The organism is Xanthomonas sp. NCPPB 1068 (assembly GCF_041479385.2).
GTDB classification, from domain to species: Bacteria; Pseudomonadota; Gammaproteobacteria; order Xanthomonadales; family Xanthomonadaceae; genus Xanthomonas; species Xanthomonas cannabis.
This window is the reverse complement of record NZ_CM192986.1, coordinates 3,004,535-3,027,536: the sequence shown is the minus strand read 5'-3', so window position 1 is coordinate 3,027,536 and position 23,002 is coordinate 3,004,535. Positions and strand designations below refer to the sequence as shown.

18 protein-coding genes are annotated in these 23,002 nt (G+C 66.6%); 9 read left to right on the top strand and 9 right to left on the bottom strand.

The features are described from left to right. Positions 1–322: 322 nt before the first annotated feature. The 4 genes from ACCQ12_RS12855 to ACCQ12_RS12840 all read right to left on the bottom strand — a co-directional run bounded on the left by ACCQ12_RS12855 (position 323) and on the right by ACCQ12_RS12840 (position 4,810). Positions 323–1,198, bottom strand: a complete 876-nt coding sequence (locus ACCQ12_RS12855; RefSeq protein ID WP_047695715.1) for a polyprenyl synthetase family protein — start codon at positions 1,196–1,198, stop codon at positions 323–325. Between the two features lies 1 nt (position 1,199). Then, positions 1,200–1,463: an exodeoxyribonuclease VII small subunit gene (locus tag ACCQ12_RS12850; protein WP_039411772.1), complete on the bottom strand. Its 264-nt coding sequence runs from the start codon at positions 1,461–1,463 to the stop codon at positions 1,200–1,202. Between the two features lie 31 nt (positions 1,464–1,494). After that, positions 1,495–2,796 (bottom strand): tRNA lysidine(34) synthetase TilS, encoded by a 1,302-nt coding sequence (gene tilS / locus ACCQ12_RS12845; RefSeq protein WP_372381887.1) that lies wholly within the window; start codon positions 2,794–2,796, stop codon positions 1,495–1,497. Positions 2,797–3,076: 280 nt separating this feature from the next. Beyond that, the gene (locus ACCQ12_RS12840; RefSeq protein WP_372381886.1) at positions 3,077–4,810 is read right to left on the bottom strand and encodes an alkaline phosphatase family protein; all 1,734 of its coding nucleotides are present in this window, start codon (positions 4,808–4,810) and stop codon (positions 3,077–3,079) included. Positions 4,811–4,925: 115 nt separating this feature from the next. Here ACCQ12_RS12840 and ACCQ12_RS12835 point away from each other — a divergent pair, with 115 nt between their 5' ends. The 3 genes from ACCQ12_RS12835 (at position 4,926) to ACCQ12_RS12825 (ending at position 7,900) form a co-directional block, all read left to right on the top strand. Further along, complete coding sequence (locus ACCQ12_RS12835; RefSeq protein WP_372381885.1) at positions 4,926–6,266, top strand: dicarboxylate/amino acid:cation symporter; 1,341 nt, start codon at positions 4,926–4,928, stop codon at positions 6,264–6,266. A gap of 9 nt (positions 6,267–6,275) precedes the next feature. Then, entirely contained in the window at positions 6,276–7,118 is an 843-nt protein-coding gene (locus tag ACCQ12_RS12830) for a class I SAM-dependent methyltransferase (protein WP_372381884.1), read from the top strand. 290 nt (positions 7,119–7,408) lie between these two features. After that, positions 7,409–7,900, top strand: coding sequence for an acyl-CoA thioesterase (locus tag ACCQ12_RS12825; protein ID WP_047695719.1), 492 nt, complete (start codon positions 7,409–7,411; stop codon positions 7,898–7,900). Positions 7,901–8,122: 222 nt separating this feature from the next. Here ACCQ12_RS12825 and ACCQ12_RS12820 read toward each other — a convergent pair whose 3' ends face one another. Both ACCQ12_RS12820 and ACCQ12_RS12815 read right to left on the bottom strand, forming a co-directional pair. Further along, positions 8,123–8,872, bottom strand: coding sequence for a C40 family peptidase (locus ACCQ12_RS12820; protein ID WP_047695720.1), 750 nt, complete (start codon positions 8,870–8,872; stop codon positions 8,123–8,125). A gap of 109 nt (positions 8,873–8,981) precedes the next feature. Next, on the bottom strand, positions 8,982–9,527 hold the full coding sequence (locus ACCQ12_RS12815) for a C40 family peptidase (protein ID WP_047695721.1): 546 nt from the start codon (positions 9,525–9,527) through the stop codon (positions 8,982–8,984). A gap of 109 nt (positions 9,528–9,636) precedes the next feature. On the opposite strand from ACCQ12_RS12815, the gene ACCQ12_RS12810 reads away from it, so the two are divergent. The 6 genes from ACCQ12_RS12810 (at position 9,637) to ACCQ12_RS12785 (ending at position 15,791) form a co-directional block, all read left to right on the top strand. After that, positions 9,637–10,116 carry an FKBP-type peptidyl-prolyl cis-trans isomerase gene (locus tag ACCQ12_RS12810; protein ID WP_047695722.1) on the top strand — a complete coding sequence of 160 codons (480 nt, stop codon included), beginning with the start codon at positions 9,637–9,639 and terminating at the stop codon, positions 10,114–10,116. A 233-nt stretch (positions 10,117–10,349) separates the two neighbouring features. Continuing rightward, positions 10,350–11,591 carry a DUF418 domain-containing protein gene (locus ACCQ12_RS12805; protein WP_104580506.1) on the top strand — a complete coding sequence of 414 codons (1,242 nt, stop codon included), beginning with the start codon at positions 10,350–10,352 and terminating at the stop codon, positions 11,589–11,591. A gap of 6 nt (positions 11,592–11,597) precedes the next feature. Beyond that, positions 11,598–12,848 carry an NAD(P)/FAD-dependent oxidoreductase gene (locus ACCQ12_RS12800; RefSeq protein ID WP_372381883.1) on the top strand — a complete coding sequence of 417 codons (1,251 nt, stop codon included), beginning with the start codon at positions 11,598–11,600 and terminating at the stop codon, positions 12,846–12,848. Next, complete coding sequence (gene gorA, locus ACCQ12_RS12795; RefSeq protein ID WP_372381882.1) at positions 12,845–14,215, top strand: glutathione-disulfide reductase; 1,371 nt, start codon at positions 12,845–12,847, stop codon at positions 14,213–14,215. Before ACCQ12_RS12800 ends, gorA begins: the two co-directional genes overlap by 4 nt. 539 nt (positions 14,216–14,754) lie before the next feature. Further along, positions 14,755–15,051 carry an MGMT family protein gene (locus ACCQ12_RS12790; RefSeq protein ID WP_372381881.1) on the top strand — a complete coding sequence of 99 codons (297 nt, stop codon included), beginning with the start codon at positions 14,755–14,757 and terminating at the stop codon, positions 15,049–15,051. 41 nt (positions 15,052–15,092) lie between these two features. Further along, on the top strand, positions 15,093–15,791 hold the full coding sequence (locus ACCQ12_RS12785; protein ID WP_039563949.1) for a rhomboid family intramembrane serine protease: 699 nt from the start codon (positions 15,093–15,095) through the stop codon (positions 15,789–15,791). 214 nt (positions 15,792–16,005) lie between these two features. Here the strand turns inward: ACCQ12_RS12785 and ACCQ12_RS12780 are convergent, their stop codons facing one another. The 3 genes from ACCQ12_RS12780 to ACCQ12_RS12770 all read right to left on the bottom strand — a co-directional run bounded on the left by ACCQ12_RS12780 (position 16,006) and on the right by ACCQ12_RS12770 (position 22,795). Then, complete coding sequence (locus ACCQ12_RS12780) at positions 16,006–18,018, bottom strand: M13 family metallopeptidase (protein WP_104580502.1); 2,013 nt, start codon at positions 18,016–18,018, stop codon at positions 16,006–16,008. Positions 18,019–18,188: 170 nt separating this feature from the next. Continuing rightward, positions 18,189–20,285, bottom strand: coding sequence for a M13 family metallopeptidase (locus ACCQ12_RS12775; RefSeq protein ID WP_372381880.1), 2,097 nt, complete (start codon positions 20,283–20,285; stop codon positions 18,189–18,191). Between the two features lie 401 nt (positions 20,286–20,686). Beyond that, a complete protein-coding gene (locus tag ACCQ12_RS12770) occupies positions 20,687–22,795 on the bottom strand; it encodes a M13 family metallopeptidase (RefSeq protein ID WP_372383613.1) in 2,109 nt (702 codons plus the stop codon). Between the last annotated feature and the right edge of the window lie 207 nt (positions 22,796–23,002).

Here is a 23,002-nt window from a genome sequence, read left to right as displayed (position 1 = left end):
GCCGTGTTGGAGTGCACTCCAAGCGTCACTGCGATGCTCGACGGCAACTGCGAGCAGGTCGGCCGGTCATGTCGCAGCCACCGGCGTTGGGTCGTGCCGATGCACCGGGCAGCCGGATGCCTGCGTGCGACCTTGACCCGGTTGTATGCGCCAGTGCTGGCTCGCGGCGCCAGCGCACAGGTGCCCTGCATAGGTCGGTGACGCAGTGAACGAGCAGCGGCTTTCGGCGCACCGTCTCCCGACCGAGCAGAACTGTCCAATGGAGGAGTGTGGTCGGGCACCACCGTCGTCTGGCAGACGACGGTGGCCGTGGCGAGGCGCTTCAGTGCGCCCGGTCCACCGCGAACCGGCCCAGGCTGGCCAGGGTGTCGCCCGGCTGGCCATAGGGCTGCAGGATGTCGTGCATGCGCGTTGCCAGCTCCGCCAATTTGGATTTGGCGCCGTCCATGCCAAGCAAGGCAGGGTAGGTGGACTTGGACTGTGCGGCGTCCTTGCCGGCGGTCTTGCCCAGCTGCGCCGAGCTCGACTCCACGTCCAGGATGTCGTCACGGACCTGGAAGGCCAAGCCCAGCGCGTCGGCAAAGTCGTCCACGCGCTGCTGGTCGGCCGCACCGGCATTGCCGGCCAGCGCGCCCATGCGCACCGCCGCGCGGATCAGGGCGCCGGTCTTGAGCGCATGCATGCGCTGCAAGGCGTGCAGCGATTGCAGCTGGCCGGTGGCATCGATATCCAGTGCCTGGCCCCCGCACATGCCGGCAGCACCGGCAGCAGTGGACAGGCTCTGCAGCCAGCCCACACGCAGCTCGGCACTGACAGGTGCGGCGGCCAGCAGCTCGAAGGCGCGGGTCTGCAATGCATCGCCGGCCAGGATGGCGGTTGCCTCGTCGAAGGCGATATGCACGGTGGGCTGGCCGCGGCGCAACGCGTCGTCGTCCATCGCCGGCAGGTCGTCGTGCACCAGCGAGTAGGCGTGGATCAGCTCCACGGCCACCGCCGGTGTGTCCAGCAGGTCTTCCTCGGCGCCAAACAATGCGCCGCTGGCATACACCAGCAGCGGACGCATGCGTTTGCCGCCGCCGAGCACGGCGTGCCGCATCGCGGCGTGCAGCCGCTGCGGCGCCAGTGCGGCGTCTGGCAGGCCGGCGTCGAGGCTGCGTTCGGTACGGGCGATCCAGTGTTCGAACAGCGCGGAACTCACCTCAGCCGCCGTCCAGCGACGGCGGCTCGAACGCTTCGGCAAGCTCGGGGCGGGCGGGGTCGGTTAGCAATCGCACGCGCAGTTCGGCCTGTTCCAGCGCCTGCTGGCAATCGCGGTACAAGCCGATGCCACGTTCGTAGGCGGTGAGCGATTGCTCCAGGCTCAGATCGCCCACTTCCATCTTTTGCACCAGTTGCTCGAGTTCTTCCAGCGACTGTTCGAAGCGGGCAACCGGGGATGTTTCGTTCAAGGACTTCTTGGCCATCGCTAAAGTGTGCGGCGCGCGCGCAGGCGGGTCAATTCGCCGTGGTGTCTGCGCGCCAGACCAGGCGCGCCACATTGGCCTGCAACCAGTGGCTCAACGGTGCCGAGACGATGCAATCGCCCGCGGCCAGGACCTGGTCGCCGGCCCACAGGATCGGCAGGCGATCGCGCTCCCACGGCGGCAGATCCGAGGCCTGCAGCAGATGCTTGAGCCGATGCGAATGCGCGCGCTGCGGCAGCACGATGCGCTCGCCACCGCGTCGGCCACGCACCAGCAGCGGTTGCGCAAAGCGCAGCCCCGGCGCGCCCTGCAGCTGCAGCTGCGCGCCATCGGGTAGGCAGAGCGGCTGCGCGCCGTCCCATGGCGCAGACCAGTGCGCCGGCCATGGGACGGACGGGCGGCGCAGGTAGAGACGGTGCCGCCAGCGGCGCACTTCGACCTGCTGCCACGCAAAACAGGCCTGCCGGTCGGCGGCGGGGTGCTCGATCTCCTGCTCCAGGGCCGCCACGCCGTGGGCGGGCAGCGGTGGCGCGCCGGCCGCGCTTGCCCATGCGCGCAGCAACCGCGGCCGGCGTGCCGCGGGCTGTGCGCGCAGCAACTGCAGGTCCAGGGCGCCCGTGGCCGTCTGCATATCGGGCAGCAGTATCAGGTCCTCGTGCAGCAGCAGCTCGCCGGCGTCGGCACTCAGCTGCGCGCTGCGCGCCAGCGCGTCGGCCGCCTGCGGCCAGCGTTGCTGCAGCAACGGCAGCACCCGGGTCCGCAGGAAATTGCGGTCGTAGCGCGCATCTGCATTGCTCGGGTCTTCGATCCAGTGCAACCGGTGCACCTCTGCATACGCCTGCAGGTCGGCGCGTGCCCGCGCCAGCAACGGGCGCCACGCCATGCCGTCGGCGAAGCGCCGCTGCGCGCGCATGGCGCCCAAGCCATCCGGGCCGGAGGCGCGCAGAGCGCGCAGCAGGAAGGTTTCGGCCTGGTCGTCGCGGTGGTGGGCCAGTGCCAACCATTCGCCGGGGGCAAGGCTTTCGGCAAAGGCGGCATGGCGGGCCTGGCGCGCGGCGGCCTCCAGGCCCAGCCCGCTGTCACGCGCGACCTGCACCTGCACGATGCGCAGCGGCACCTGCAGTGCCGCGCAGGTGTGCTGGCAATGCAGCGCCCAGGCATCGGCATCGGCATGCAGGCCGTGGTGCACGTGCAGCGCCCGCAGGCCGCGCGCACGGTAGGCCGGAATCGCAGCCAGTGCGTGCAGCAAGACCGCCGAATCCATGCCGCCGCTGTAGGCGATCACCACCGGGCCGGGGGGAGTGGCGGGCAGCAATGTGGTGGCGTCGGTCACCGGGTGCTCACTGAAGGCCGAACGCCGCGTCGCACGCGAGTTGCCGGTGTCTGCGAAGCAGCCGTGTGCCAGGCGGGTGTGGATCGCACCGCCTGGCCCGCGCGCATGGCGGTGCCATGGCCATCGCGGTGTGCCGGGCATCGGCAAGCACAAGCCGATGCGGCCAGTCGCCCAAGCCGCTGCGCGTCATGCCCACCGCCGTCCGTTGATGCGGCAGACACGCCGGCAAGGTGAGGCCGGTCGCCGGCCCACCGGCCGTCATCGCGCCGCAAGCCGCCCATCAACGCGTGGCCGCCGCCTCGAACGTGGCCGGCTTGGGCAGCTCCACCGGCACGCCGGCACTGTTGCAGGTGCCGGCCTTGCACAGGCGCGCACGCAGGCGCGGGGTGGCCTGCACGATGACGTGGTAGATCACGTTCTCCTCCAGGGTGCCGCGGAAGGCCGCGCTGCCCGGGCCGGTGGCCCAGATGCCGACGTCTTCGCCGCCATGGCTTTCGGACTTGGTCGGCACCAGCGACTCCTGCATGTAGCTGGGCGCCTCGGTGTCGACGTGGGTGAGGTCCGGGCGGCCGGCGGCCGGCTCGCTGCTGCTGGGTTCGTGCGGATATTTCTTGGGCCCGGCCGGCTGCGCGTTGCTGGCACCGGTGTAGCCGGGGCCGTTGGCGTAGCTGAGCGTGGTGTAGGGCTGGCCGGCCAGGTCGGTGGCCAGCTGGGTGCGGTCGCCTTCTTCGCCGCCGGTGCCGCGCACCTTGCCCAGAATCGGGTTGCCGCGCACCGGGTAGCCGACGAAGTTGAGCGTGTGCGAATGGTCGGCGGTGACGATGATCAGCGTGTCCGGTGGCGCGGTCTGCACGGCAGTGCGCACCGCATCGGACAGCGACACGGTTTCATCGAGCGCGCGGTAGGCATTGCCGGCGTGATTGGCGTGATCGATCCGGCCGCCTTCGACCATCAGCACGAACCCGTTCGGGTCGCGCGACAGCGACTGGATCGCGGTGCGCGTCATCTCGGTCAGGCTGGGCTCGCCCTGCGGGGTGCGGTTGCGGTCGTGGTCGAACTGCATGTGGTCCGGTTCGAACAGCCCCAGCAGCGCCGGCGCGCCGGTCGCCGCTTTCAATTGCTGCGCGTTCCAGACATACGCGCCCTGCGGGTGCGCCTGCTTCCATTCGGCCACCAGGTCGCGGCCGTCCAGGCGCAGGCCCACCTTGTCGTCGTATTCGGGGTCGCGCTCCTGCACGGTCTGGAACTGGCTGCGTCCTCCGCCCAGCACCACCTGCGGGCCGCGTCCGTAGCGGGCGGTGGACAGCAACTGCTGGGCGATGTCCTGGCAGCCGGCAGTGCGCGCGGACTCGGGAAGATCGGTGTCGTTTTCCCAGTTGCGGTCCGGCGAATGCGCATACGTTGCCGCAGGCGTTGCATGGGTCAGGCGCGTGGTGGTGACGATGCCGGTGGCCATGCCGGCGCTGTCGGCCAGTTGCAGCCAGCTCAGCAGGCCCTTGTTCAAGCTGTCGGCGCAGTCGCTGCGATTGCCGCTGCTGACCCCGATCGCGCCCATGTGCGACTTCACACCGGTGGTGATGGAGGTCATGGTGCCGGCCGAATCGGGCGTCTGCGAATCGGTGTTGTAGGTCTTGCTGAAGGCGGTGGCCGGGAACTGCTCCCACGACAACAGGTTCTCTTCGCCCGGCCCGCCCTTGCGTTGGCCATCGAGGATGCGTGCGGCCGCCACGGTGGTCAGGCTCATGCCATCGCCCAGGAACAGGATCACGTTGCGCGCCTTGCCGGCCATGGCGCCGTTGCCGGCGGCGCGCGCCGCACCGGAGCGATACCACCACTGCGGGGTCTCGCCGGCCGGATGGGTCACGGGTGGCACGTCCACGTCGACTGCAGCGGGTGCAGAGGCGCTGCTTCCGGCAGTGGAGGCGCAGGCGGCGACGCAGAGCGTGGTGAGGGCGGCAAGGGCAGGCAGGCGGTAACGCATCGGGGTCGAACTCGTGGCTGAATCAGCGCCCATTATGCCGGCCCGCGTCCGTCGCACAGATGACACGCCGCTGTTCCAGTCGTGGCCTCGCGGGCAGGCCGGGCCTGCGATAAGGTGCATGCACTCTCCCCCCGGATGATTCGACGACATGAGACTGGTTGCGGCCTGGTTGCGCATTCCGTTCTGGCAGCGCGTGGTGGCCGGCTTCGTTCTCGGCGCGCTGGCCGGTGCGGCAATGGGCCCTGCGGCCGACGTGTGGTTCGGCCCACTGGGCGATCTGTACGTCACCCTGATCAAGATGATCGCCGTGCCGCTGGTGTTCTTCGCGGTGATCAACGCGATCTCGTCGCTGCACGGGCAGAAATCGGTGGCCGCGCTGGGGGGGCGCACCTTCCTGTGGTTCGTGATCACCGCAGCCCTGGCGGTGGGCGTTGGCCTGGCGGTGGGCACGTTGATGCAGCCGGGCGCCGGCCATTTCAATCTGAGTGTGGATTCGGCCTGGAAGCCGCGCGATGTGCCCAGCCCGATCAAGGTGTTGCTGGAAGTGGTGCCGTCCAATCCGTTCTACGCACTCACCGGCATCGGGACCAAGACCAATGCCGCCGGCGAAACCGTGCTGGCGGCCGGGCGCGGCTCGATCCTGCCGGTGATCTTCTTTGCCGGGCTGCTCGGCTTTGCGATGGTCAAGCTCGGCGAACGGGCGGCCGAGGCGCGCAAGCTGACCGGGCAACTGAGCGACATCATGATCCAGGTCACCCGCTTCGTGCTGGAGATGACCCCGCTCGGCACCTTCGGCCTGATCGCCAGCCTGGTCGGCAGCTACGGATTCGCCAAGCTGTTGCCGTTCGGTAGTTTCGTGCTGGCGCTGTATGTGGCCTGCGCGATCCATATCCTGGTGGTCTACAGCGGCCTGTTGCTGGTGCATGGGCTCAACCCGTGGAAGTTCTTCCGTGGCGCTGCGCCCGGCATGCAGGTGGCCTTCGTTAGTTCGTCGAGCTTTGCCGCCATGCCGGTGGCGATGCGCTCGATCACCCATAACCTTGGCGTGAGCAAGGATTACGCCGCATTCGCGGTGCCGCTGGGCGCCAGCATCAAGATGGACGGCTGCGGCGCAATCTTCCCCGCGTTGTGCGCGGTGTTCATCGCGCAATACACCGGCGTGCCGCTGACCGCCAACCAGTATTTCGTGGTGCTGATCGCCTCGGTACTCGGCAGCTTCGGCACGGCCGGCGTGCCGGGCACGGCGGTGATCATGGCCACGGTGGTGCTGAGCGCGGCCAACCTGCCATTGGAAGTGATCGGCTACCTGTACGCCATCGACCGCATCCTGGACATGATGCGCACCATGACCAACGTGACCGGGCAGATGCTGGTGCCGGTGCTGGTGGCCAAGGAAACCGGCCTGCTCGACAAGACCATCTACGAATCCGCCTCCACCAATGTGGGACTGGAAGATCCACCGGCGGACAGTGCCAAGCCGCTGCGCTGAGCGCCCTCGATGACGGCAGGATTTCCCGTGCTGCGCGAGCGCCTGGCGCAAGTGACCGAGCTGGAGATGGTCGACGGTGTGTTCGTGCAGCGCAGCCTGGCGCCGGACCCGTTCGAGGATCGCTACCTGCAGGTGCGGCGCAAGGAAGGGCGCCTGTATACCGATGCGCAGGTCCGCAGCCTGCCGCGCCCCGGCGGCAAGCTCGGCGCCAGCCTGGAATGGCAGGTACGCGCGCTGTCCAGTGACTTGCTGCTGCAACACCTGCGCGCGCGCGCAGGCGAGGGCGCCATTCTTGAACTGGGCTGCGGTAATGGCTGGCTGTCGCAACGGCTCGCCCAGTCGCTGCAACGCGACGTGTGCGGCATCGACGTCAATCGCACCGAACTTGCGCAGGCCGCACGCGTGTTCGGTCACGACCAACGCCTGAGTTTCGTTGCCGCCGATATCCACACCCTTGTACTGCCGCGGGATGTGTTCGACGTCATCGTGGTGCCGGCGTGCATCCAGTATTTCGCCGACCCCGGCGCGCTGCTGGTGCGCCTGCTGGCGCAGCTGCGCGATGGCGGCGAGCTGCACATCCTCGACAGCCCCTTGTATGCAAATCCGCAACGCGCCAACGACAGTGCCGCGCGCAGCCTGCGGTATTTCACCGGGTTGGGCGTGCCTGCATTGGCCGAGCAATATCACCAGCACACCTACGCCACCTTCGACCGATTTGCAGTGGAATGGCGGTTCGATCCGCGCCGGCTGGGTGCGCGGGTGCGGCGCCTGCTGAGGCTGCAACAGCCGCATTTCCCGTGGCTTTGCCTTCGCAAGCAGGACAACGTCGCGGCAGTGTGCGCGACGGCCTAGCGTTGCCTGCAAGCCGCATTGGACGAGGCTGCGATATAGCGGCCGGTGCGCAGGCCGGTCGCTTGCGGACGTCGACAGCCAGGTGGGTGCCGCGTCGACATCGCAATGGTGGCCGGCGTTGCGGTTCTGCTCGTAGGGCTGCGGAGCTCGCGCCGGATCAGCGCAGGTCACCGCCTCGTAGGTGGGCAACGTCGCCCAATGTCGCGAGCAGTGGACGCGGCCGCGCAACGCATGCCCGCCGTTGCAGCCACATGGCACACTGCCGGCTCATCCATTGAGGGAGGCGGGCGGTGATCGGCCAACAGCGTGATCTGACATTTCGATTTCTGGCCGAGCCCAGCGACGTCAATTTCGGCGGCAAGGTGCATGGCGGCGTGGTGATGAAGTGGATCGACCAGGTCGGTTTCGCGGCGGCCAGTGGCTGGAGCGGGCATTACTGCGTGACCGTGGCGGTGGGCGGCATCCGTTTCGTGGCGCCGGTACGGATCGGCGACCTGGTCGCGGTGTCGGCCAAGCTGGTCTACACCGGGCGCAGCAGCATGCATTTCGCCATCGATGTGCGTGCGCGCAGCCCGATGGGGGGCGACTCGCGCCTGTGCACGCACTGCATCATCGTGTTCGTGGCGATGGACCCGGACGGCGTCACGCCGGTGGAAGTGCCCTCGTGGCGACCGGATACCCCGGAGGACCAACGCCTGGCCGAGTACGCGCTCAAGGTGATGGAACTGAGCAAGGGGATCGAGGACACCATGTCCCATTACCAGGCCGATACCTCGCGGTAACCGGCACCGCAGGTTGCGCTGCCGCTGGGGTCCACGCATGCCCGAGCTGCCGCACGTAGCGTGAGGCCAGGCGCGTGCAGTGCAGCCGGCGGCGGGTGCACCCGCTGCCACGCAGCGGTCACGGGCGATGCAGAACTGCAACGTGCCACGACACTGCAACAAAAAGGCCGCGGGATCGCCGCGGCCTTTTTGTTGCAATCGACGCAGTGTCTACACCGGCAGTCAGAGCACCCGACGTGCCTGGATGAACTTCTCGCTCCAGTAGCCGCTGGCCAGCGAATCCACGCGCACGTCCTTGCCGCGGCTGGGCGCGTGCAGGAACTTGCCGTCGCCGACCACCAGGCCGACATGATCGATGCGGCCACGCTTGCCGAAGAACACCAGGTCGCCTGCCTTCAGGGCGTTCGGGTCCTTGATCAGCTCGGCCGATTCATCGCGCGCAATGTCGCGCGAGACGCGCGGCAGGTCGATACCCAGCGCGGTCTTGAAGACGTAGCCAACCAGGCCGCTGCAATCGAAGCCCTCGGTGGACTCGCCGCCCCAGACGTAGGGGGTGCCGAGCAGGGCCATGGCGCGTTGCAGGATCACCTGCACGCGGCTGTCCGCCACGGCGTTCTGTGCAGCGTTGGCTGCGCTCTGCGACACGTCGTAATTGGCCAGCAGGCGGCTGAGGTCGCCGGCGAACATCGCCGAGCGGTCCATCAGCGGAATGGCGTCGTTGGCGGCCAGGTGCGGAAGCAGGGCGGCCAGTGTTGCGGTGGCAGCGGCGTCGGCGCGGCTGCGGGTTGCGGCTTTCTCGGCGGCGACGGCGCTGTCTGGCGTGGTCGTCTGCGGAGTGGATGAGGCGCTGGTGGCGGTCTGCGCCAGAGCGGGAAGTGCAGCAATCCAAAGTGCGGTGGCGCAAAGCAGGCGGAGCGGTTTCCGGAGCGGAAGCGGGGCGGCGCCAGGGCTGATCTGTTCGTCGTTCGTCACGCGGGAATCACAATTCTGCTGTCGATGCGAGATGATGCCCTGGTGAACGAATCGTTACGTTCAAAAAAAGTTAACTTTCCGTTTTATGACTTGTGATGTTCATCACATTTCAGTGTAAAACCCGCTTTGAACCTGAATAATGGTCACGCCAGTAGGCGCCGTCCAGGAAATCCAAGCGGACCGTACCGCCGGTGGTCGGGGCATGCACGAAGCGACCTTCACCCACGTAAATGCCGACATGGGTCACGCTGCCGCCGGCTCCGAAGAACACCAGATCGCCGGTGGCGAGCCGCTCTGGCGGGATCGGCGGCCCCTGGATCGCGGCCAGCTCGCGCGAGGTGCGCGGCAGCATGACGGCCGCCACGTCCTTGTAGACATAAGTGACCAGCCCGCTGCAGTCGAACCCGGTCTCCGGTGTGTTGCCGCCAAACCGGTAGGGGGTGCCGACCAGGCCCAATGCGCGCATCAGGATGTCGTTGGCCGCCGCAGGATTGGCCGGCGCCACCTGCGGCCAGACGCGCGGCGGCGGCGGGGGCGCAGCGGCCGGACGCCGCACCGGGGTCTGCTGCGCGCAACCACCCAGCAGGAGCAGGCCCAGCAGCAAACAGGCCGCGGCGCGATGGATGCGGGCGGCGAAAACTGGCGTGATATGCATGGAGCCGGGATAATGGGCGGTTCGAAAGGTCGCCATGATGGCGGCGCACCCGGCGGCCGACAAGCCGTCCTCAACCGTCTGCCACCGGGCAGCCCATTCAGAGCCAGGCATGAAGATCGAAAAAGACAGCGTCGTCCGCTTCCACTACACCGTTTCGGAGATCGGCCAGGAGCCGATCGAGAGCTCCAAGGAGCGTGACCCGTTGGTGATCCTGATCGGCCACGGCAATATCATTCCCGGCCTGGAAGCGGCCATGATGGACAAGGAAGCCGGCGAAAGCTTCGGCGTCGACGTCAAGGCGACCGAGGCCTACGGCGAGTACCGCGAAGGCCTGAGCCAGCGCGTGCCCAAGAAGCATTTCGGTGCCACCAAGCTGGTTCCGGGCACCCAGGTGGTGCTGCAGACCAACTTCGGCCCGCGTGCGGTCACCGTGCAGAAGGTCGGCATGAGCGTGGTCGATGTCGACCTAAATCACCCGATGGCCGGCAAGGACCTGCACTTCGACGTGGAAATCATCGAAGTGCGCGAAGCAAGCCAGGAAGAGCGCGACCACGGGCACGTTCACGGTGACGGCGGTCATCACCACTAAGCACTGCGGGCAGGGTGTCGGCGTTGCCGGTGGCGGTGAAGTGCTGGATTCCGGGTTCGGTCTGCACCTCGGTTGCGTGCCGGGCCGCCGGAGCCGCCACTTCGCCACCAGCGGGCACGCGCTGCGCCACGCTCGATGCAGCCGGTAACGGCGGCGTTTCCGACGGCCCGCCCTCCAGGCGGGCCGTTTGCGTTCTGCGATGTGCGCCATCGCACCCGATGGCCTGAGTTGCAATGACCCGACCCGATCTGCTCCCGATTGCCGCGACCGAGCGCATCGTCGTGTTGGACGTACTGCGCGGCTTTGCATTGCTCGGCATCCTGCTGATGAACATCGAGGCCTTCGTCGGACCGCTCGATCTGGCATTGAGCGGCGTGGAGCCGCACTGGCACGGCGCCGACCGCATCGCCGATGCGCTGGTCTATCTGTTCGTGCAGGGGAAGTTCTACACCCTGTTCTCGATGTTGTTCGGCATGGGCTTTGCGGTGATGGCGCAGCGCGCCGATCAGGCAGGGCGCGGATTGATCGGCATGTACCTGCGCCGCACTGCCGGCTTGCTGGTGATCGGTCTGGCGCATGCGCTGCTGCTGTGGTCCGGTGACATTCTGGTGACCTATGCCGTGCTGGCGGTCCTGCTGCTGAGCGCGCGCAAGGTGCCGACGGTGACGTTGCCGTGGCTTGCCGCGCTGGTGTACCTGTGCGCGCCAGCGCTGGTGATGCTGTACGGCAGTGCGATCGCGCTGATGCAGTCCGATCCGGCAGCGGCGAGCGACTGGAACACCGCCATGGCCGACGCCGCGCAGCAGGCAGCAGCCAACGTGCAGGCACAGCGCGCCGCGTTTGGACACGGCACCTACCTGCAGGCCACCGTGCAGCGTTGGCATGACCTACGCCAGGCGATGAGCGGGCTCAGCATCAATGGTCCGGCCATGCTGGGCATGTTCCTGTTGGGCAGCTGGTTCGTGCGCAGCGGCGCGATCGCGGCGCCCGAGCGCTTTCCACAGCTGTTTCGCGCGTTGCGCTACGGGGCTGTGCCGCTGGGGCTTGCCGTCATGGTGGTCAGCTACGCGCTGGAACCATGGATGGACCCTGCGCGTGCGACGTTGCGCCTGTCCGGCGCGTTCGCGTTGGCGTTGATCGCGGGGCCGCTGATGAGCCTGGGCTATGCGGCATGGGTGGTGCGCTTTGCGTCGCGTCTGGCATGGCTTGCGCCTGCCGGCCGCATGGCGCTGAGCAATTATCTGTTGCAGTCGGTGCTGTGCACGTGGGTGTTCTACGGGTACGGGCTGGGCTACTTCGAGCAATTGCCGCGCGTGTGGCAACTACCGTTCGCAGTGGCGCTGTTCGCCGCGCAGGTGGTGCTGAGCCACCTGTGGCTGCGCTGGTTCCGCTTCGGGCCACTGGAATGGGTCTGGCGGAGCGTGACCTACCTGCGCGTGCCGCCGATGTGGCGCAGCAACGCCCGGGCCGGGTAGCGGCGGGTGAGCGCCGTGCGCGAGGACGTGGTGGTGATCGGTGCCGGCGCGATCGGCCTGGCCACTGCGCTGGCGCTCGTGGAAGCCGGCCGTCAGGTGCGCGTGCTCGATGCCGGCGCGTTGGGCGCTGCCACCTCGCACGGCAACTGCGGCACGATCACGCCAAGCCATGCGCCACCGCTGGCGGCGCCGGGCATGATCGCGCAGGCGGTGAAATGGATGCTGACGCCGGACGCGCCCTTGTACATCCCGCCACGCCTGGATCCGGCGTTATGGCGCTGGCTGTTGCGGTTCGCACGGCGCTGCAATGCGCGCGACTGGCACGCCAGTGCGCATGCCCGTGCGGCCCTGCTGCACGACGCGCGCCACCGCCTGGATGATTGGGTGAGGCGTTACGCGCTGGACTGCGACTACCGGACCGATGGGCTGGACTATGTGTTCGGCGACGCACGCCGCTTTGCGCAGTACCGCGCCGAATGCGAGGTGCTGGCGCAGTGGGGCATCCAGACGCAGGTGATCGATGGCGCCGACTACGCGCGGCAGGATCCGGCATTTCGCGATGGCATCGCAGGTGCGATCCATTTCCCTGGCGACGCGCATCTGCGCCCGGAACGCTACACCGCGGAACTGGCCAGGGTGCTGCGCGCGCAGGGGGCGGTGGTCGATGAGCACTGCCGCGTGCATGCCGTGCTGCCGGAGGCATCCGGTGTCTGCGTGCACACCGACCCGGCGGTGCTGCACGCACGTGAGGTGGTGATCGCCACCGGGCCGTGGTCGCCGCAGCTGGCTGCGCAGCTCGGGCTACGCCTGCCGGTGCAGGCCGGCAAGGGCTATTCGATCACTTACAGCGCACCACCGTTGATGCCGCGCCGCCCGGTGGTGCTGAAGGATCGCTGGGTGTTCGTGGTGCCGTGGCGCGACCGGCTGCGCATCGGCAGCACGATGGAATTTTCCGGCCACGACACCCAGCTCACACCCGCGCGCCTGGCTGCGCTGGAACGTGCGGCCGCCGAATATCTGCATGCGCCATGCGGGCCGGCAGTGATCGAACGCTGGTATGGATGGCGACCGATGACCTGGGACGATGTGCCGGTACTGGGCGCCGTGCCGGCGCGTCCTCACGTCTGGCTCGCGGCCGGCCATGGCATGCTCGGGATCAGCATGAGCACTGCAAGCGGAAAACTGATGGCCGACCTGATCACGGGCCGCGCACCTGCGCTGGATCCGCATCCCTACCGGGCGGAGCGATTCGCATGAGTGCGCGTTACGACTACGACGTGGTGATTCTGGGCGGCGGGTCCGGTGGGCTGGCGGCCGGTTTTCGCGCGGCAAAACACGGTGCGCGCGTGGCGATCATGGAGCCCGGCGAGCTGGGCGGGACCTGCGTCAACCTGGGTTGCGTGCCGAAAAAAGCGATGTGGCTGGCGGCCGATCTGGCCGGCAAGATCGAGCTGGCCGGGGCGCTGGGGTTCGATGTGCCGCGCCCCGCGTTGGCATGGCAGGAGTTGGTCACGCATCGGCAGGGCTACATCGCCAACATCCACGCCAGTTATCGGCGGCGTCTCAATGAAGATGGCGTGGTCCTGATCCCGCAGCGTGGCGTGTTGCAGGACCGTCATACCATCCTGGGTGGCGACGGTGTGCCAGTCACTGCCGAGCACATCGTCATCGCCACCGGCGCGCACCCGCTGCGGCCGGGCGTGGACGGCGCCGAGCACGGCGAGGTTTCCGACGATTTCTTCAACCTTTGTCATGCGCCAGCGCACGTGGCGATCGTTGGGGGTGGCTATATCGCGGTGGAAATCGCCGGCCTGTTGCAGGCACTTGGCAGCCGTGTGCACCTGTACGTGCAAAGCGATCGCCTGTTGGAGCGCTTCGATGCGGAGTTGACGCTGCAGTTGGCCGACAACCTGCGCCACCTGGGCGTACGCCTGCATTTCGGTTTCACCACCACCGGTCTGGAGCGCGATGCGCAGGGCGGGCTGCGCGTGCATGGTCATCCTGCGCATCCGCGCGAGCAAGGCAACGACGTGTTCGACAAGGTGTTCTTTGCCATCGGCCGGCGCGCCAACACGGCCGGCCTGGGTCTGGATGGCGTCGGGGTGACGCTCGGCGACAAGGGCGAGGTAGTGGTGGACGACGGGCAGACCACCAATGTGCCCAACATTCATGCGATCGGCGATGTGGCTGGCAAGGTCGGGCTGACGCCGGTGGCGATCGCGGCGGCGCGCAAGCTGATGGACAGGTTGTTCGGCAACCAGCCCGATGCGCGCATGGACTACGACGGCGTGCCCAGCGTGGTGTTCTCGCACCCGCCGCTGGGCCATGTCGGGCTGACCGAGGAGCAGGCACGCGAACGTTACAACGGCGAGGTGCGTGTCTATCGCAGCAACTTCCGCCCGATGCTGCATGCGCTGGCCGATGTGCCGCAGCGCAGCCTGTTCAAGCTGGTATGCGCAGGCCAGGAGGAGCGCGTGGTTGGCGTGCATCTGCTGGGCGAGAGCGCCGACGAGATGCTGCAGGGCTTTGCGGTCGCGGTGAAGATGGGCGCGACCAAGCGCGACTTCGACGAGACGGTGGCGATTCATCCCACCTCGTCGGAAGAGATCGTGTTGATGCATTGAGGGATGGCGTCGCAGTGGCGTCCCCGTCGCTATCGATGCTTGGTTGCCATGTGGCGGCGCATAAGGCGCTGCCGCGTTTAATGCCAGACTGCGATCTCCAGTGGCAGCCGTGCCCGCATCCGGCGCTGGGCGCCACCTTCTCTCCCATAAAGGGGCAATGTCCCGATGTGAGAAGGAATGAAGCCTATCCCAGCGGGGAGAGGCCTCAGCACAAGCGACTCATTGATCGAGCTCGATCTGATGCTCAAAGCTTTTTGTACTCTCATCGGACGAATGACGACATATTGCGTTGCCTGAGCGGTTTGCTTGCTGCGCCCGTACCCTCACCCCAACCCCTCTCCCGGGGGAGAGGGGCTTGCAACTTTCTCTTAGCCTACGGGGCGATCCGCACGCGCATATGCACCCCCGTCAGCTGGCATGCTTGCGCGATGTCCAGATCTCGCTTTTCAACGCCATTTCTATCCGCCACCTCTGCAGGGCATGCCGCCTCCAAGGGTGAGTCACTGTCCGGCGAGCAGGCGCGGCTGCGGATTCTCTAGGTGATCCGCGCGATTCCCGTGGGCGAGGTCGCCGGTTATGGGGACGTTGCCCAGCGCGCCGGCCTGCCGGGCCGTGCGCGGCTGGTGGCGCGCGTGCTCAGCGGCAATGACGACCCGCAGCTGCCCTGGCACCGCGTGGTGCGCAGTGATGGCCGGATCGCGCTGCCCGAGGGCTCGGCAGGCCATCGCGAGCAATGTCAGCGGCTGTGTGCCGAGGGCGTCCGGGTGGAGCGGGGCCGTGTGCGCCGGGCCAGTGCCGCACAGCGGCTGGATGCGGCCGTGTGGGGGCCTTCATAGGGCTGCCGTTATCATCTGCAGCATTCTGAAGGAATGCCGCCATGCCCCAACTGCCGCCCGTCACCAAAGCCTTATTGATCGCCAACATCGGCCTGTTCCTGCTGCAGTGGGCGGTGGGCGACCTGGGTGCGGGCATGCTGCCATCCGATAGCACGCTGTCATGGCTGATGCTGTGGCCGTTGTCCAACGGCTTCGATGCGTTTTCGCCCGGTGCCAGCTTCATGCCGTGGCAGTTGCTGACCTACGCCTTCCTGCATGGCGGTTTCAACCATCTGTTCTTCAACATGCTGGCGCTTTTCATGTTCGGTGCGCCGCTGGAACAGACCTGGGGCCAGAAGCGCTTTCTCACCTATTACCTGGTGTGCGTGGCCGGGGCCGGCGTGTGCCAGTTGCTGATGGCCTGGTTCACCCAGAGCGGTGCGCCGGTGGTGGGGGCCTCGGGTGGTGTGTTCGGGCTATTGCTGGCCTACGGCATGCTGTTCCCGAACCAGCGCGTGATGCTGCTGTTCCCGCCGATTCCGATGAAGGCGCGCACCTTTGTGATCGTGTTTGGCGCGATCGAATTGTTTCTGGGCGCGACCGGCTGGCAGCCGGGCGTGGCGCATTTCGCGCACCTGGGCGGCATGCTGTTCGGCTGGCTGATGATCCGATATTGGCGCGGCCAGCCGCCGTTCGGTGGCAGCGGCGGCCGCAAGGGCGGTGGCAAGGGCCGCAAGCCGCCGTTGCGCGTGGTGCGCTGAGGTCGGACTACGCATCGATTCATAGGAGCGGATCCGGCCGCGACGGCGGTGACCGGTAAAGCCGTGTCGCGGCCAGGTCCGCCCCTACGTTCAGCGTGTTTCAGGCTGGTCGGTAAATCGACAAACGTGGAGACAAAAAAAGAGCGCGGATTCCGCGCTCTTTTTCATTGCCTGCCACTGCGTGTTGATTGCCAGTGACCTCCTGGCGCGTGAATCAACGCCAGATCTTGATCTGGTCCGCGTCCACGCGCTGCATCGGCTGGCCCGGCTTGCAGGTGAATGCTGCTCCGAACTCCGGCAGGTTCGACAGCGGGCCATTGGTGCGCCACTGGCCCGGTGCACGGATGTCGGCGCTGGCGCGCTGCACCGCTTCGTTCGGCGACAGTTGCTGTGCCCACAGGCCGGCCCAGGCAGTGAAGAAGGCCTGCTTGTCGGCTTCGGTGGCGGCGGGTTGCGCCTTGCTGAAGGCCTGCCAGGCCAATTCGACGCCGGCCAGATCGGCCAGGTTCTCTTCGGCGGTCTGCGCGCCGTTGACCTTGGCATTGGGCACGCCCGGGTACGGATAGGCAGCGAACTGATTGGCCACCTTGCCGGTGAGCAGCGTCCAACTGGTCTTTTCGGCCGGCGTCCACCAGCTACGCAGCTCGCCCTTGGCATCGACCAGCGAGCCCTTGGCGTCGATCGCGCGGGTCAGCTCGTGCGCCACCAGCGCACCGTAAGCACCGTACTGGGCCGCCGGCGTGCTGCCGCTGGTCAGCACAGGTGCCTGCAACACGGCAGCGGTGACGATCAGGCGGTTCTGTGCAATGTCATAGGCGACGGCGGGCTGCTGCGGCAGCACGTCCCAGCGACGGTCGGCGTTGCCCTTGCCGATGCGCTTCATTTCCTCGCGGTGACGCCAGGTCGAGGCGATCAGCATGTTGCCGCCGAAGCTGCCACGGCCCATCGGCTGCACGGTGTAATCCAGATCGCGACGCGGTGCGCCGACTTCGATCTTCATCGCGGTCAATTTGGCCTTGGCTTCTGCCACTGCCTCGCCGTTACCCCAGCCGGTGCGCTCCAGCGCGGCCAGCTGTGCGTCGCGCACCTGGTCGGCGATGGCTTCGGCCTGGCGGCGGGTGTCGCTGCTCAGGTAACGCGCGACGTACTCGCGGCCGAGCATCGGACCGGCAGCGACGTTGATCGCATCCAGCACCTGCTGCCAGCGCTGCGGCGCCACGGCGTCGCCACGCAGCAGGCGGCCGCGGAACTGGTATTCGGCATCGTGGAAGCTCTTGGACAGGTACGGCGCCATCGCATCGCCCACGCGCCAGCGCAGGTAGGCCTTCCACTGCTCCGGCTTGATGCTGACGATCATGCTGTCGAGCTGCTTGAACATGGCCGGGTCGGCCATCGACACCAGGTCGTCCTTGACGCCCTGGGCCTCCAGGAAGTCGGCCAGGCGCAGGTTCTTGTACTGCTTGGTCAGCTCCTTGGTGGCGATCGGGGCGTAGTTGTTGAACGGGTTGTTGATGCCCTGCACCGACTGCGCGCTACGCGCCAGCGCGGTTTCGATCTGCAGCACGGAGGCGGCATCGGCGTCGAGCTTGTCGGCCGGGGTGCCGGTCAACGCCAGGATCTGCTTGACGTAGGCGCGGTAGCGGCCCATCAGCGCCTGGGTGTCGGCATCGGTACGGGTGTAGAACGCCGGGTCGGGCAGACCCATGCCGCCCTGCATGAAGTAGCCGATGTGGCGGTCCAGCGCCTTCAGGTCCACATCGGGACCGAAGTTGAAGCCGACCGGAATGCCGACCTGATGCAATGCGGCGATCGAAGCGGGCACATCCTTGGCCTTCTTGATCGCGTCGATGCGCGACAGCAAGGGGGCGATCGGGTTGGAGCCGTCCTTTTCCACGGCGGCCTCATCCAGGCCGCTGGCCCAGAAATCGCCCAGCAGCTTCTGCACATTGCCCTGCGGCGCCTTCATCGAGGCGTCCAGCAACTCACGCTGCTGCTGCAGTGCGCGGTCGGACAGTTGGCCCAGCGCGGTCACGGCGCCGGCCTGCGGCACCGGGTTGGCCTTCAGCCAGCCAGCATTGGCGTAGTCGTAGAAATCGGTGCAGGCCGCGGAGACGGCCGGGGCCTTGGGAGCTGCCTTCTTCTTGCGAGCGGCGTCGGCGTCGGGGGCGGACAGCAGCGTGATCAGGCTGAAGCCAAGAGCGAGGGCAAGCGGGCGAATGGTGGGCATCGAGAAGACAGGTGGCCAGAGTAAAGTCGGCGGAGTTTAGCAAGGCTGCGTGCTGCGCAGGCATGCGCCCGCTGCCGTTCGTCTCCGGTACCGGCCGTTTGCATGAACGCGACAGGCCCGCGTGTGCGGGCCTGTGCGTGCGCTCATGGGTTGGAAGCGCTTGCAGGCGCTTACCAGATCACCACGCGGTCCTTGTCCGGGCGCACCATCGCATCGCCTGGCTTGCAGGAGAACGCCTGGGCGAATTGCGGCATGTTGGACGGCGAGGCGATGGCACGCAGGTGGCTTGGCGAATGCGGGTCGGAGGCCAGATAGACCAGCTGCTGCTGCTCACGGACCTGTTCGCGCCAGTTGCGCGCAAAGCCCAGGAAAAACCGTTGTTCCGGGCGGTAGCCATCGATCGTGCGGGCGCGCTCGGGATGCGTGCGCAGCGCGGTCTGCAAGGCGTCGTAGGCAATGTTGAGGCCGCCCAGGTCGGCGATGTTTTCGCCCAGGGTGAGCTTGCCGTTGACGTGCAGGGTTGGATGGTTCGGCAGCGGCACATAGGCGTCGAATTGCTTGACCAGCACATCGGTGCGCGCTTCGAAGGCTTTGCGATCCTGCGGCGTCCACCAATTGACATTGTTGCCCGCGCCATCGAATTGGCTGCCCTGATCGTCGAAACCATGCGAGGCCTCATGGCCGATGACGGCGCCGATCGCGCCGTAGTTCAGTGCGTCATCCGCGTTGGCATCGAAAAATGGCGGCTGCAGGATGGCGGCCGGGAAACTGATGGAGTTTGTGCTGGGGCTGTAATACGCATTGACCGTCTGCGGCGTCGTCGTCCAACGCTTGCGGTCGGTGGGTTTGCCGATCTGCGCAATGTCGTAGTGGTAGTTGAACTTTGCCGCGGCCTGCAGGTTGCGGTAATACGCGCCGGGCACGATCTCCAGCCCGGACCAGTCGCGCCAGGTGTCCGGGTAACCGATCTTGGGCAGGAAGGTTTCCCACTTCGCCAAGGCCTTGGCCTTGGTCTGCTCGCTCATCCAGTCGACGTGCTCGATCCGTGTCTTGAGTGCGGCACGGATGTTGTCCACCAGTTCGGCGGCGCGTTGCTTGGTGTCGGGCGTGAAGACCTTGGCGACGTACAGTTCGCCAAGGCCTTCGCCCATGGCCCCGTTGACCGCACGAAGAACGCGCTTCCAGCGCGGCCGTTGTTCGGGCTGCCCGGACAGCGTCTTTCCATAAAACGCAAAGTTGTTGTCGACGAACGCCTTGCTGAGCTGCTTGGACGCCTCATCGATGGTATGGAAGCGCAGATATGCCTGCCACTGCGCCACCGGCGCGGTGGCTAATTGTTGATCGAATGCCGCAAAAAAGCGTGGTTGCGACAGCGAGAAGCCGGGGCCGACATCCACGCCCTGCGCGGCGAAGAATGTTGTCCACGAAAAGTGCGGTGTGATCTTGTCGGCATCGGCGACGCTGAGGAAGTGGTATTGATTCTTGGGTTGGCGGGCATCGGTCGGCGCAAGCGATGCCGCGGCCAGGCGCGATTCGAGCGTCATGACGTCTTTGGCCTGGCGTTTGGCCGTGTCGGCATCGCTCCCGGTGAGTTCGAACGATTTGGCGATGTAGGCGAGGTAGGCTGCGCGGATGGGAGCGTATTGCGCAGCGGTGTAATAGTCCTTGGTCGGCAGGCCCAGGCCACCTTCCTGGGCGAACGCGATCTGCTGCTCAGCCTTGTGGAAATCGGGGCCGGCACCGAAATCGAACACCAGTGTGTCGCCTTCTGCGTAGCGTTTGGTGATGTAGTCAGCAATCGCGGTGCTGGAGTCGAGTGCGGCAATTGCCTCCAGCTGCGGGCGGATGGGGTCGTAGCCCGCTGCTTCGATGGCGCGTTCGTCCATTCCCGAGGCATACAGCAAGCCCAGCTTGCGGGTCAGGGGATCGGCTTGCTTGTCTGCCTGCTTTGCGGCGGCCTCGACAATCTGTCGCTGCGTGGCCAGGCTCTTTTCCAGCAGTTCGTCGAACACCCCCCAGCTGGTCTGGTCGGGCGGGATCGGATTGGTCTTGGCCCACTTTGCATTGACGAAGGTATCCAGATTCGTGCACGCGCTTGACGCGGTATCCAGCTCTTCGATATCGAAAGCCGGCTTGGATGGAGTGGCGGCCGCAGTGGGTGCCTGCGTAGCCTGCGTCGGTACGCTGCTGTCATCGGATGCGCGCTTGCAGCCCGTCAAAGCGACCAGCAGGGCAAGGGCGAGTGTGGAAGTCTTGATGGCTGACATGGCAGAAAGTGGCAGGAAGGAGCACCGAGAATAGGCGGGCTCTGCCGTGCTGGCGCATGCGTTTGAGCTTTGTTGAGACTTGTATTTAGGGTGCTGATTGCTGGACAACAGATGCCTGATGGCGCAGGGAAAATGGGAACGGGCTTGCCCCGAATCCGAACCACCCGTCGCAAACGTCAGCGGTGTGGTGCAGGTCAATGCATGAGCGCACGGACTCTCTGTCGCCGACGCGGTGCACCTGGTGGTCGCCGGGACCTGATGCGTGCAGTCAATGCATCGTGCACGGCGCTGGCGCGGCGCTTGAAGGCGCGGACCGCATTGCGCAGCCTCACGAGGCATCTCCAAAGAAAAACGGGCGGCGACCTCTCGATCGCCGCCCGTCGTTTACAACGACCACGCAATTACCAGATCACAACCTGCTTGTCGCCCTGACGCACCATCGCATCGCCCGCCTTGCACGAGAACGCAGCGGCGAAGGCCGGCATGTTCGACGGTGCACCGATGGCGCGGAAGTTGGCCGGCGCATGCGGGTCGGTCTTCAGGCGCACGACGAGTTCTTCCGGGGTAAAGTTGCGGCGCCACACCGTGGCCCAGTTGAGGAAGAAGCGCTGGTCGCGGGTGATGCCGTCGGTCTTCGGGTCGTCCTTGCCGGCGGTGGCGGTTTTCATGGCGTCGTAGGCGGTATTGAGGCCGCCCAGGTCGGCGATGTTTTCGCCCAGGGTCAGGTCGCCCTTGACCTTGTCACCGGCCGGCGTGCGGTAGCTGTCGAACTGCGCTACCAGCTTGCCGGTGCGCGCCTTGAACGCGTCCAGGTCCTTCTGCGTCCACCAGCCCGGATCGGGGATGAAGTTGCCATCGGCACCGAAGCGGCTGCCCTGGTCGTCGTAACCGTGGGTCATCTCATGGCCGATCACCGCGCCGATGCCGCCGTAGTTCATTTCCTCCGGCGCATTCGGGTCGAAGAACGGCGGCTGCAGGATCGCGGCCGGGAACACGATCTCGTTCTGCAGCGGGTTGTAGTAGGCGTTGACCGTCTGCGGGCTCATGCCCCATTCGGTCTTGTCCACCGGCTTGCCGATCTTGGACAGGTTCCACTTGTAGTTGTATTCGGCCGCGGCCTGCACGTTGCCCAGGTAGCTGTCGCGGGTGGTGGTCAGCCCATTCCACTCACGCCACTTTTCCGGGTAGCCGATCTTGGGCGTGAAGCTTTCCCACTTGGCGATCGCCTTGGTCTTGGTCTCCGGGCTCATCCAGTCCAGCTTTTCGATGCGGGCCTTGAGCGCGGTGCGCAGATTGGTCACCAGGGTTTCCATCTTGGCCTTGGACTCGGCCGGGAAGGCAACCTTGACGTACATCTGGCCCAGCGCTTCACCGGTCTGGCCGTTGATGGTGGCCAGCACGCGCTTCCAGCGCGGCTTGATTTCCTTCTGGCCGCGCAGGGTCTTGTTGTAGAACGCAAAGCTCTCATCGACGAAGGGCTGGCTCAGGTACGGCGAAGCGCCATCGACAGTGTGGAAGCGCAGGTACGCGCGCCAGATCGCCGGGTCGGTGTCGGCAATCATCTTGCTCACTTCCTGGTGGAAGGCCGGGATCGCCAGCGAGAACATCTCCGGCGTGGTGACGCCCTGCGATTTGAAGAACTCGGTCCACGACCAGTTCGGGGTCAGCTTGTCGGCATCGGTCGGGGAGATCGGGTTGTAGGCCAGCGAGGCATCGCGCGACAGTTGCGTGCTGGTCTTGGACACCTTGGCCAGGCGGGTTTCGAACGCGACCACCTGCTTGGCCTGCGCGGCGGCATCGGCCGCGGCCACGCCGGACAGTTCCAGCACCTTGGCCACGTGCGCCTGGTAGGCGTCCAGCTTGGCCTTGTTGCCGGCGCTGGTGTAGTACTCCGGGTCCGGCAGACCCAGGCCGCCCTGCATGGCGTAGGCGATGTTCTGGCTGGACTTCTTGAAGTCCGCCTCGGCGCCGAAACTGAAGAGGTCGTTGTTGCCCTTGGCCGCGCTGCTGCGCAGATAGTCGACCAGCTTGGCCTGGTCGCTGATGGCGTCGATAGCCGCCAGCTCCGGCTTCAGCGGCTCGATACCCTGCGCGTTGATCTTGGCTTCGTCCATGCCGGTGGACCACAGGTCGCCGACGATCTTCTCCACGCCCGTCGCCTTGGTGTCCGCAGCGGCCTGTTCGACCAACTGCTGCTGGACGGCGTTGGAGCGCTCGTCGAGCATCTCGAATGCGCCCCAGCTGGTGCGGTCGCCCGGCACCGGGTTGGCGGCCAGGAACTTGGCATTGGCGTAGGCGTTGAGGTCGGTACAGGCATTGCCGTTGGGGTCGAGGTCTGCCGCAGTGAACTGGTTCACCGCCGGCAGCTTGCTCTGGTCCAGGGTCAGCGTCTTGGGCGCCGCAGGCGCAGCTGCCGCAGTTGCGGCGTCGCCGGCCGGGGCCGCCGGCGCAGCATCGTCGGATTTCTTGCAACCACTGAGCGCGGCCGCCACGGCCAGGGTCAACGTCAATAGATGAGGTGTTCGAATCACAAAGGCTCCAGGAGCAGCAGTCGATTGGGAAGCTCCGTCGCCGGAGCCGTGGCCGGCACTCTACGCCTCGCCAGCCGGATGGCATGGTGTCGAAGGTCATGGGTGCGGCATGTGTAGGTGAACCGGCCCGACGGTGTCCGGATGGGCGGCAGTCCCGCGCAGGGCACCAGCGCAGTGGCGGCCCGG